General features: G+C 41.0%; 8 protein-coding genes and 1 riboswitch. Of the genes, 2 read left to right on the top strand and 6 right to left on the bottom strand.

Features of this window, described 5'->3' with window-relative positions:
- Positions 1-213 precede the first annotated feature (213 nt).
- The 3 genes from BIZ38_RS13865 to BIZ38_RS13855 all read right to left on the bottom strand — a co-directional run bounded on the left by BIZ38_RS13865 (position 214) and on the right by BIZ38_RS13855 (position 5,430).
- The gene (locus BIZ38_RS13865) at positions 214-783 is read right to left on the bottom strand and encodes a hypothetical protein (protein ID WP_054552308.1); all 570 of its coding nucleotides are present in this window, start codon (positions 781-783) and stop codon (positions 214-216) included.
- 108 nt (positions 784-891) lie between these two features.
- Positions 892-975, bottom strand: a riboswitch (cyclic di-GMP riboswitch).
- 135 nt (positions 976-1,110) lie between these two features.
- Complete coding sequence (locus BIZ38_RS13860) at positions 1,111-4,248, bottom strand: efflux RND transporter permease subunit (protein ID WP_187490532.1); 3,138 nt, start codon at positions 4,246-4,248, stop codon at positions 1,111-1,113.
- Positions 4,249-4,257: 9 nt separating this feature from the next.
- Complete coding sequence (locus BIZ38_RS13855; RefSeq protein ID WP_187490531.1) at positions 4,258-5,430, bottom strand: efflux RND transporter periplasmic adaptor subunit; 1,173 nt, start codon at positions 5,428-5,430, stop codon at positions 4,258-4,260.
- Between the two features lie 265 nt (positions 5,431-5,695).
- Between BIZ38_RS13855 and BIZ38_RS13850 the strand changes: the two genes are divergently transcribed.
- A complete protein-coding gene (locus BIZ38_RS13850) occupies positions 5,696-8,206 on the top strand; it encodes a zinc-dependent metalloprotease (protein ID WP_187490530.1) in 2,511 nt (836 codons plus the stop codon).
- Positions 8,207-8,256: 50 nt separating this feature from the next.
- Here BIZ38_RS13850 and BIZ38_RS13845 read toward each other — a convergent pair whose 3' ends face one another.
- The 3 genes from BIZ38_RS13845 to BIZ38_RS13835 all read right to left on the bottom strand — a co-directional run bounded on the left by BIZ38_RS13845 (position 8,257) and on the right by BIZ38_RS13835 (position 10,247).
- Complete coding sequence (locus BIZ38_RS13845) at positions 8,257-8,739, bottom strand: pilin (RefSeq protein ID WP_187490529.1); 483 nt, start codon at positions 8,737-8,739, stop codon at positions 8,257-8,259.
- Complete coding sequence (locus BIZ38_RS13840; protein WP_187490528.1) at positions 8,736-9,557, bottom strand: hypothetical protein; 822 nt, start codon at positions 9,555-9,557, stop codon at positions 8,736-8,738. Before BIZ38_RS13840 ends, BIZ38_RS13845 begins: the two co-directional genes overlap by 4 nt.
- Positions 9,558-9,632: 75 nt before the next feature.
- Positions 9,633-10,247: a PQ-loop domain-containing transporter gene (locus BIZ38_RS13835; RefSeq protein ID WP_054552304.1), complete on the bottom strand. Its 615-nt coding sequence runs from the start codon at positions 10,245-10,247 to the stop codon at positions 9,633-9,635.
- A gap of 271 nt (positions 10,248-10,518) precedes the next feature.
- Between BIZ38_RS13835 and BIZ38_RS13830 the strand changes: the two genes are divergently transcribed.
- Positions 10,519-11,658, top strand: a complete 1,140-nt coding sequence (locus BIZ38_RS13830; protein WP_054552303.1) for a tetratricopeptide repeat protein — start codon at positions 10,519-10,521, stop codon at positions 11,656-11,658.

Below are 11,658 nucleotides of genomic sequence, written 5' to 3'. Positions count from 1 at the left end.
TAATTAAGTAGTCTATTTTGAGGCAATAAAACCTCGTTGATAACAAGGCAAAAATTTCGTTATTTAGTTGTTCTAAATGAGAAATTTTTAACGCAGTTAACGACAGGTTTAATCCCTCAAAATGATTAAGTATTATTGCGGGTTGGTATTTAAAAAAGCCCACTCAAATTGAGTGGGCTAAGCAATGCTAAAATAGCATTTAGGGGGAAACTCTTAATGTGAAACTTGCTGCCAAGCCATAGCCCAGCTTTTTCCTACACCTGGTTCAAATAGCGGGTTGTGTGAATCTTTAACACGACAAAACTCGCTAAATGGCCATGGTTTACACATATAAATATGGCCTGTTTTAGGTTGTAAAACCTTAATTCCTGCACTGTAATCGTTGCATGCTTGAGGATAAACATAGTCATAATCTTGCAGACTATCTTTTACTCGCTCTTCACACTTGGCGATACAATTAAACGCCACTTTTACATGCGTAATACCCGAGCCTTCTAGGGCATAAATTTGGTTTGAGCGATAGGCTACCACTAAACCTTGATCAGTCATTTTTCCAGCTTTTACTAGCGGAATATGCACATTAATATGCTCAGCAACGGAGCGCGGCCAATTATGAGGCTCACCTTGATCCGTACTGACTATTGGATATTCGAATGATAAATCGACTAGCTCTCCTTGCATGTCATAAAAGGTCACAATCACCCTATCACCAACAAATAGTTGGGTATGATGATTCAAGCAACCAATCGGCAACCACTTCCCGGAGGCCATTGACGTATGCATAAACAAAGTATCACCCTAAGAACAACTAATAGGCATTATCTAACAACCGTACAAAATAAATACTTTTTAGTTTGAGGCAAAAGATCCAAAGCACTAGATTATGTGCTTATCAGCGGTCCCGCTATCATAGTTTAAAACCTTAGACCGGAAACTTTGCGTCCTAACTTTTCAGTTAGTTTGCCAAAAACAAGACTGAGTATAATCGCGACCGAATCACAAATCAAACAAAAGAATGTAACCAAAGGTCTTATATAGCAAATAGTTACTAGCAAAAGATGCAGAAACAAAAAAGCCAACCGCTCGGTTGGCTTTAAAACAGAAAGAGCTTTAGTCTTTCACCAGCTTTCTTCTGGTCGTTACTCGGTGACCAGAACGGAATATATTCAAAAAGCCATTACCTACATCACTCATGATAATGTACAAACAAGGTACTAGTACTAAAGTGATTAGAGTTGCAAACATAACCGCAAAACCAAGTGCAACCGCCATTGGAATTACAAACTTAGCTTGCAAGCTGGTTTCGAACATAATCGGTAGTACACCGGCAAAGGTTGTAATTGATGTCAGGGTGATTGCTCTAAAGCGCGCACAACCTGCTTCAATAACCGCTTGGCGAGTTGAAATACCTTCGCGGCGTGCTTGGTTTACAAAGTCTGTCATAACTAACGAGTCATTAATTACAACACCGGCCGCAGCAATCAAACCAAAGCCCGACATCAAGCTAATATCTAAACCAAACCAGAAGTGACCCCAAATAGCACCGGTTAAGCTAAATGGAATAACCGACATAACAATTAGAGGCTGCGAATAGCTCTTAAGCGGTACAGCAAGCAAGATATACACTAAAATCATACCGCCGATGAAGAACATGATTTGCTCATTAGCTTGCGCTTGTTGTTCTTCAATAGAACCACCTAGCTCAGTTTTAACTGACGGGTACTCTTCTTTTAACTGTGGCAACAAGTTCTCGTCAACTTGCTTAACAACTTCGCCCGGCTCAATCGCTTCTTCATCGATACTGCCGTAGATATACACAGTACGATAGCCACCTTCACGGCGAATATAGCTAATACCTGGTTTTTCGTTCAGTTCAACAACATCACCCAGCATCACCTCTTGACCTGCAGGTGTTGTGATCACGGCGTGCTTTAATGATGCAAACGCTTCACGTGTTAGTTTCGGGTAACGAACCATAACACGCACTTCTTCACCGCGACGAATAACACGCTGAGCTTCACCACCGTAGAAACTTGCACCTACTTGGTTAGCAATGTTGGCAAGGTCTAAACCTAAATCATATGCCACAGGTTTTAAGCTTAATTGTACTTCTTTGCTCGCCGGATCGATGGTCGAACTAATATCAAACAAGCCTTTTTGCTGTTGTAATAGTTGGATGAAACGACGACCTGCATCATTTAAGGTATCGATATCTGGGCCGTAAAGTAAGTAACCAAACTCACCATCCATACCACCGCCATTTACATCATCGTAAATTTGCAGTGATTTCACACCTGGGATGCTTGGCATTTGTTCACGCCAACGACGCGATAATTCGAATGCGTTATACGGGCGAAGCTCTTCATCTACCAGCGGAGCAAGTAATTGTGCTTCAGTACGACCTTGGTTAAACACTAAGATATCGCGAATTAGCTTTTGGCCAAACTCTCGTTCTGTCTCTTGATCTACCTTGTTAACCATGGCTTCGATTTCACGAATAGCATTAATTGTTTGCATATCCGAGGCATTTTCATTCATTTCTAAACGAATTTGCGGAAAGTCCTGAGGTACTTTTGGTGTTGGTACCACACGCACTTGGTTTGATGTAATTAAGCCAAACGTCAAAATCAATAAACCGACAAACGCAAATAGTACAAACCAGCGCCATTCAACACACAGCTCAATAAAACGCTTATATGGACCATTTACAAAGTTAAAGAAACGTTTGTTAAAACGCGCTCGCCAGCTATTAGGATTAATTGGCGGAAACTTAGTATGGGCAATGTGTGCGGGTAAAATAAGTTTCGATTCAATCAAACTAAATATCAGGCACAGAATAACCACCACGGCGATACCAAAGAAGAATGCGCTCTCTGGACCACTTGATAATGTAAACGGTGCAAATACAGCAATTGTTGTTAAGACACCAAATGTTGCTGGGGTAGCAACGCGTTTTGCGCCATTTACCACGTTTACAACACCACCGCCTTTTTTCTCAATTTCGGTGTAGGCGCTCTCCCCTATGACTATGGCATCGTCGACCACGATCCCGAGTACCATAATAAAGGCAAATAACGACACGATATTAATACTGATACCAAATAATGGCATCATCATCATTGCACCTAAGAAACACACAGGTAAACCAATCATTACCCAAAGTGCTAGCTTAAAGCGTAAGAAGATAGACAGCATAATTGCCACCAAGATAGCCCCTTGGAAAAGGTTGGTTTTCATCATGTCTAAACGGGCATTGAGGTAATAAGTCATGTCCATCAGTGGCACAAGACGAAGACCGGCTGGTAGCTCTTTATTCTTTTGTTCAATAAAGGCTTTAACTGAATCAGCAACCGGGATCATATTTTGTTCTTTAGTTGCTTTTACAGATAAATAAACGGCATTTTCACCATTAAATTTAAAATAGCGTTCACCTTCAGTGAATTGGTCTTTGATCACAGCAATGTCGTTTAGCAGTACTTTCGCGCCATTAGCACCAATTTTTACTGGGATCTGGCGGAACTCATCACCGCTGTAATATTGATTTTCAACACGTACCGAGATAATACCTGCGTCAGTACGTAATTGACCTGCTGAAATATTTGCAGAGTAACGACGTACAGCACTGGCCACCTCACTTAAAGTAAGGTTGTATTGACGAAGTGAATCTGGGTCAATTTCAATCGCAATCTCATCAAGTGGTACATCGTTTTGTACCAGCGACACATTAGATAACTGCAATAACTCATCTTCAATTTTGTTTGCAACAGGCTTTAACTCAGTCAGTGGAATATCACCCACTAGCGTCATACCAATCACGTCTTGGCGAAACTCAACTTGGCTAATTGTCACCGGCTCCATGCCGGCAGGGAAAGTCGCAATACTGTCTACTCGTAGTTTCACTTTATCGAGTACATCCGTGAGCTCTGCATCTGTGTTGATCTCTAAACTTGCAGTGCCACTATTTCGGAACGAACGATATACACCACGTTTAATTTCGGTGACATCTTTTAGTGACTCTTCAATTTTGATCAGAATACTTTCTTCAATTTCCTGTGGTGAGGCACCCGGATAATTGGCCTGTACCTCGATATAGTTAATTTCAATATTCGGGAACATCTGACGCTGAATAGTGAAATAACTAATGATCCCCATGATGATGATAAACACCATCATTAAGTTAGCAGCGACCGAGTTATTGGCAAAATAGGCAATAAGGCCAGACTGTTTTTCTGTGTTTGTATCAGTCATAGTGCTACCTTAAAGCTTTTCAACCGCTGCAGTTTCTGCATCGCTTGTCATTTCTTTCATTCCAGCAATCTTCACTTCCATACCCTCTTGCGGATACTCAGGTAGCGTCAGAACCAACTGGTCATTCACTTCAAGGCCATCGCTAATGTAGAAATACTCACCTTCTTCACGCACTACGGTTACTTTACGTGGTTCAAGTTTATTCTCGCCGTTCACAATCCACACCGTTTGGTTATTCACTAAAGACTGCGGTAAACGGTAGATGTTTTGTAATGTTGCACCGGCAAAGTTCACTTGAACGTAAGCACCAAATTTAATTGGTTGTACGTCATGCTTTAATCCGTATGGGTCATCAACACGAACAACTAAGTTGCTCATACGCGTCGCGTTATCAACAACGCCTAGGTCACGGTCAATTTCGGCTTCACGAGTAAAGCTGTTTAAGCCTTTATTGATAATGGTCGCTTTAACGCCTTTTAAGCGTTTTGGCAAAAATACACTATCGAAACCAGCAATTGGTACAATGATTTCTGCACTTTCAATATTATTAATTTCAGCAACTTGGCTGCCTACATTGATGTATTGACCGACACCAATTTCACGGCTGATCACCAGTGCATCGTAAGGTGCTTTCACCTCACAGCGAGCAAGGTCACGCTCGGCACGTTTTAATGCCGCTTGCGCTGATTTAACAGCTGCTTGTGCACTTAAAACTTGAGGTTTACGTAGGAATAAGTCGGTGCGCTCACGCTCTGGGTAACGTCTTGCTTCATCCTCTGCCACTTTAGCCTGTGCTTGCTCTTCGATCAGTGCCGCTTGAGCACTGGCAAGTGACGCTTCAGCTTGTAGTACAGCCGCTTCGTAGTTGTCTTTTTCGATGGTAAATAACACTTCACCGCGAGCTACGATGCCACCCGCAACAAAGTTTGGGTGCCAGCTTGTAACTTCACCAGCCACTTGCGAGGCAAGTAAGGTACTTTCAAGCGGTTTCACTTCGCCGTAACTATTAATAATCACTTGATGATCATCACTTGCTATTGGCTCAACCTGTACTAAAGGACGCACATCAACTACATCCTTGTCTTTAGGCTCTTGAGCAATCGCGTTTATTGCCTTAAAACCAGCAACACCAACGATTAATGCAACAAACGGTAAGATCCATTTTAATAAACTTGTGCGCATAACTTACACCTATAATATTTTCACTGGCCCTATCATACCAAAGCTGACAGAAACATTAATGTGACATTTGTAAGGAACTGTTACAAAAACAGATAAATTGGCAACACAAAAACCAAAACTTATCTAAGAACAATTTGTTACAAACAAAAATCACTTAATATCAGAAGCTTACAACACTACTTTCACACTTGTTAACAAACAGCCTTTTATCAAAGGGTTAATTCATTAAACTTGATTGAGAAATAATTAAAGGAACGAGTTAACAATGAAAATAACAAACATTGCGCTGGCACTAAGCTTAGCGTTTGCCATGAATGGCCACGCCGCCGAAACAAAAAAAGAAGAAAAGAAGCCAAAAACACTGGCTGAAATGATCAAAGATAAAAGCGAGTTTGCCGGTGTTTTCAGCATTTACCAAGATGCGAAAACCGGCGATAACTTAATGGTGATCGACCAATCTCAACTTGATACACCATTTGTGTACTTTGCTCACACCGTTGATGGTGTTACTGACGCAGGTCACTTCAGAGGGGCATACCGTGAGACAAAACTAATTGAGTTTCGTAAATATTTTGACCGCATTGATATTATAAGCAAAACACCACGCTATAAATTTGATGAAAACTCAGCCCTAGCACGCTCTGCCGATGCCAACATCAGCGAAGCTGTGCTTGCGAGTATTAAAATCGAAAAAGAAGAAGACGGTAAAATTGCTTTTAAAGTTGATAAGCTCTTTTTAAGTGAAGCACTGCATAAAGTATCACCGTGGGCAAACCCAAAAGATAAAAATGCCAGCAAACGCTTTAAACTTGGTAAGTTAAACGACAAAAAATCGCGTATTGTTAAACAGCGCCCTTACCCAAATAACCTAGATGTTGTGGTGGATTATGTATTTTCTAATGCTAACCCAACAGTACGAGGTTCAAAAGCTGTAAGCGACCCTCGTAATGTTTCAATTAAAGTACAGCATTCATTTGTCGCGTTACCGAAAAATGATTATCAAGCTCGCCAAGATGACGCACGTATTGGTTATTTTACTAACGAATTCGACAATATGACATCAGCAGATTGGGCACCTTATGAAGATGTCATCAAGCGCTGGGACTTACAAAAGAAAGACCCATCAGCTGCACTTTCAGAGCCAGTTAAACCGATTACTTGGTGGATTGAAAATACTACGCCAGTTGAGTGGCGAGACACTATTCGTGATGCAGTACTAGCATGGAATAGCTCATTTGAAAAAGCAGGCTTTAAAAATGCCATCGAAGTAAAAGTACAACCTGATGACGCTGATTGGGATGCGGGCGATATTAACTACAACGTATTACGTTGGACTGCATCACCGCGCCCTCCATTTGGCGGTTATGGTCCTGCCCTTGCGAACCCATTAACCGGTGAAATCTTAGGCTCTGACATCATGTTAGAGTATGTTTTCATGAAAAACCGTTGGATGTACGACACCTTATACACTCAAGGTGCAGCCACGCTTGAAACTAGCCAAAGCAGCACAGACTTACATTGCTCATTGGGCCACAGCATTCAAGAAAACATGCTACTTGCTAAAGGCTTAGGCACAGGTGCGAGCATTGAAGACAAAGAGATTTTACGCCAAGGCTTAACTCAGCTTGTTTTACACGAAGTGGGCCATACCCTTGGTCTTAACCACAATATGAAATCATCTATCCTGTGGGATGAAAAAGAAGTTCACGATAAGAGTAAAACGCAAGGTATCGTAACAGGTTCTGTTATGGACTATGCACCAGCAAACATTGCCCCTATTGGCATGCAACAAGGTGATATCTTCCAAACAAAACCTGGCCCTTACGATGATTGGGCGATTGAGTACGGCTACAGCCAAGCATTGGCTGATAAAGCAGCTGAGCAGCAGCGCCTTGAAAAAATTCTCGCACGCTCATCTGAGCATGCTTTAGCGTTTGGTAATGATGCTGATGATATGCGTGCCCCAGGCCGCCATATCGACCCACGTGTGATGATTGGCGATATGTCATCTAATCCTGCCGCATATGCTGATGACCGTATGGAGCTTATCAATAAGCTGTTTACTGAACTTAAAGACAATGCCACTGTTAATGGTGAGTCATACCAACAACTTGTTACCTCAGCCAACATTTTATTTAGAAGCTATAGAACACAAGCAGGCGTGGTATCTCGTCAAATTGGTGGTGTTTATGTAGAACGTAATGTGGTGGGCGATGACAAAAATGGTGCACCATTTACGCCAGTACCACTTGAGCGCCAGCAACATGCAATGCAAGTGTTAGCCGACAAAGTATTCTCGCCAAATGTACTTTCGAGCATGCAGCCACTGTATAACTACCTGCTACAGCAGCGTCGTGGTTTTAATCATTATGGTAAGAACGAAGACCCTAAACCACATGGCATGATTTTAGGTATGCAAAAGCTGGTACTTGCTCAGTTGTTACACCCAGCAGTTATGCTGCGTATTTCAGACAGTGCGATGTATGGCAACGAGTATTCACTTAACCAATTTATGAATGACTTAACAGCAAGCATTTTTATAGACAGCAAAAAAGCAAATACCCTAAGTCACAATCTACAAGTTGAATATGTGAATCAGCTAATCGCGATTGCTGGTTTAGGCAAAGCGAGCAAGCACGATAACCTAGCCAAAGCTGCCGCGCTTTATCAGTTAAATCAAATTGCTGATATGAGCGTGCCTTGGGGTGCAGACACCGCAGCTAAAGCGCATAAGCAATATATCGATCGCTTAATTAGTAAAGCCCTCGAAGCATAATCTTAGCAACACAAAAAAGGCTGCCAAGTGGCAGCCTTTTGTTTTTTAAATCAGCCTCTATCAATACACGATGAAGGTAATATATCTTTTGGCACAGTCGTTTTATTCTCACCAACCGCTTGCATACCCGTTACAGGTTTATCAAACCCACAAAGCCAAGCGATAGGGCTTGTAGGGCTTCCGACAACAACCGCAGGGCGAAAAGTTAATACTGTATTTTGCAAAGGCATAGATACCTTATTGCCCAAGCTAATATGAATCGCTCCGCCTTCAACAGTGATCCCCGTAATCCGATTACCAATTAAAAACTTACTTGCAGGGACACCTGCTTGCTCATTGTTTTTTGGAAAGTGGCCTTGCTCCAAGTAAAAAGCTGTAACATCTTCTCGGATTGTAGAAGCCATTGCTAAGGGATCCGCTAGTTCACTGCGCTGAATATATTGACTGTATTGTGGTAATGCAACAGAAGCTAAAATGCCGATGATGGCGACTACAACCATTAACTCAATCAGCGTAAATCCTTTATTTTTCATACTATCTCTCCCATTAAGAATAGAGGCTCATATGCTCCCATTAAGAAATGGGCAATTAATATCACCAATAAAATACTAAATACAGTAATGAGTCTGTGGATATGCGCTGTGATATCGCCGCGTAAGCTTTCAAGCTTATTGACTACAAGGAGCTCTAGCTCTTCGGCAATATCCAAGCCATTACTTTGACATGCTTTTAAATGAGATAACTCACGATTATCACCTTGTAATGCACCATATAATGGGAACTCAATTAGAGCGACTAAAGCGTCATAATTGTGCCTAATTTGTTTGGGGATTATTAGCCCTAATTGGGCTGATGAAGCATTCAGTAAAGTCAGATTTGCAAACTGTCGAAGTGCATTTACAGTCAATATAATAACCATCAAGAACAAGCCGAGCGCAATACTTGCTACCAGCCAGAACCTAGCTAAATTAGCCATGTGCTCTGTAACTTGCACATCAAATTGGCTAAACACATTTGAGAATGAAGGAATAACAAATTGCTGATAAATAAAGTTAACGAGGATGAAAACTGAGAAAAGTACACCCAGATAAAGCAACTTGGTTTTATAGTCGAAAGAGTGCTCTTTTAGTGTTGATGATAACGCTGCATAACTTAACGCTAACCTTTGCTGCTGTTCACCTTCAGCTTCTTTAAGGTCTTTTGCAAGCTTAGTGGCTAATGGACTATTCTTTTGTCCATCATTATAAATTTCTAAGTGTTGCGGGGCACTAAGCGCTTCTTGCTGTGCTTTATTTAGGCCACTTATTGGCGATAATAATCGACATAAATAGCCTAATTGATTCCAATTCATATCTTATCCTTTCGATAGCGATAAGATAATGTGCCATAAAGCAACGAGTTAATAAACGGAATATTACTTAGGCATTTAAGCCATTGCAGGGCGTGATTTATAATACTGAATACATCCTAATTGCGCTGCATTAGTCAGTAATATCATCACAAAGGTTAGTATGTGAGACACACTTGGTGTCGCCATAGCAAGTTCGGCAGCGAGGCCACAGCTTCCAGCAACAAACTGTAGGCTAAAGTAGCGCGCACTTAAATTACTAATATCACCACTTTTAATGGTTTTATAAGTCTGCGGCATAACACGAATAGAGCTCATGACTAAACCTACATAAGTTAGCCAGTTAAGCACCGTTGCTGTTTCATAATGAGGGTTAAGCAACAAACCAAAAGGCACGACCGAGATGGCTAATAACCCAGCTAGCTGCATGCGTTGCTTTCGTTCAGCATTGTAACGAACAAAGTAGTAAAGAATCACACCACTTAGCATGCCGGTAACAACAAACGGCAAAACCATGTAAAAACGCTGAAAAAACAGATTAAAGGTGATGAAATACACACTTTGCGCAACACCAAAGCTCATCATTAACAGCGAAACGCCCGACACACTGCGATTTTTACGGATCTTATTTAAAAGCGGATAAAAGCTAAACGCTAAAATAAAGCATGAAATAATCGGCAAAAAGTGCGCCAAAACAGACCTCTCTCGTTACAATTTAGTTAATAAGTTAGCAATTTATAAATCGCCCATGAAAGTGCAGTAAACAACTGTTTTTAAAGCGATTTAAAAGAGCGCGGCATTGTAATGAGAGAGTTTTAGAATGCAATAAAGAATAAAAAATATACAATTGACTATTGGCAAGATATCCGTACAAGCTGTTTACAGCTGATGACACTAACGACTTACTTGAATAGTCACTGCAATATGGGTACATTGAGCGGATAGTATTCAGGAGAGAAAAGCTATGAAGCCAATTTTATATGTAATTGTTTTATTTTCCTTTTTGGCTGGATGCGAGAGTACAAGCCAACAGTCAGCCCCCCCTCCTAGCGTTGCCAGCTTACTAAACAATGAACATTTTCAACAAGTTGAACTAAAAGACCCTGAACTTTTTACCTTACCAGCCGAGGAACAAAAACGCTTCCTTAACTATTTCACAAGACACCAAGGTGACTATTTAAGAGATGATCAAGTTCTTTATCAATACTTAGAAAATAAGCTCAGTAATTTTAATTATTTTAGCGCCACCTTAAATGCCCAACAGGCATTACAAAATGAGCAAGGCAATTGCATCAGTTTAGCAATTTTAACTCACGCATACGCGCAACTAGTCGGGCTCAAAACTGGTTTCCAAGCGGTCTCAAGTGAGCCTGTTTATAGTAAGCAAAATAATATAGTGTATGTGTCAGGCCATTTTCGCACCAAAGTCTATGCCCCTTTAAGTGAAGAAGATAATTATTTGGTACCGCCAGGTACTGTCATTGACTACTTTCCTGCTCGTGGTAGTTTTTATTCCGGCCGCGCTGAACTAAAAGATTTAATTAGCCGTTATTACAGCAACTTAGCAAGCGACGCACTTATTGCTAACCAATTTGATTTGAGCTACAGCTATATTTTAAAAGCCAATGAATATACACCAAATTCTGCTGCGCTTTACAATTTAGCTGCCGTATTACATCGTCAATCGGGTGATTTAGCTGGAGCAAAACATATTTATCAAACAGCGATGCAGCATGGCTTTAAAGATACGAATTTACTACATAATTACGCAGTGCTGGCCGAGCAACTGAATGATCAGGTTTTGGCAGAGCAGCTCAATTCACAACTTGCTATGCTTAGACAAGACCCGTTCGAGTTACTCGCTACAGCGATTAACGCTCGTAACAATGGCCAATTTTACAAAGCAAAACAACAACTCGAGGAGGCTATCGCATTAGCTCCGTATTTATCTGAACCATATATAGAGTTAGCGATTGTAAGTTATCAGCAAGGTAATGAACAAAGCAGCAAAGAATGGCTAGAAAAAGCCATTGAGATAGAAAATAAAGACGAAAAACTAGCACTTTATCACGCCAAGCTTTTCGCCTTAAAAGGTCAACACTAG

This window comes from Pseudoalteromonas sp. BZK2, assembly GCF_014349195.1.
Classification (GTDB): Bacteria; Pseudomonadota; Gammaproteobacteria; order Enterobacterales; family Alteromonadaceae; genus Pseudoalteromonas; species Pseudoalteromonas simplex.
This window is presented reverse-complemented; position numbering and strand designations above follow the sequence as displayed.

Excerpts from the sequence above, each read along its gene's own strand:
- BIZ38_RS13865 (WP_054552308.1), bottom strand. The coding sequence starts at position 783 with ATGCATACGTCAATGGCCTCCGGGAAGTGGTTGCCGATTGGTTGCTTG.
- BIZ38_RS13860 (WP_187490532.1), bottom strand. The coding sequence starts at position 4,248 with ATGACTGATACAAACACAGAAAAACAGTCTGGCCTTATTGCCTATTTT.
- BIZ38_RS13855 (WP_187490531.1), bottom strand. The coding sequence starts at position 5,430 with ATGCGCACAAGTTTATTAAAATGGATCTTACCGTTTGTTGCATTAATC.
- BIZ38_RS13850 (WP_187490530.1), top strand. The coding sequence starts at position 5,696 with ATGAAAATAACAAACATTGCGCTGGCACTAAGCTTAGCGTTTGCCATG.
- BIZ38_RS13845 (WP_187490529.1), bottom strand. The coding sequence starts at position 8,739 with ATGAAAAATAAAGGATTTACGCTGATTGAGTTAATGGTTGTAGTCGCC.
- BIZ38_RS13840 (WP_187490528.1), bottom strand. The coding sequence starts at position 9,557 with ATGAATTGGAATCAATTAGGCTATTTATGTCGATTATTATCGCCAATA.
- BIZ38_RS13830 (WP_054552303.1), top strand. The coding sequence starts at position 10,519 with ATGAAGCCAATTTTATATGTAATTGTTTTATTTTCCTTTTTGGCTGGA.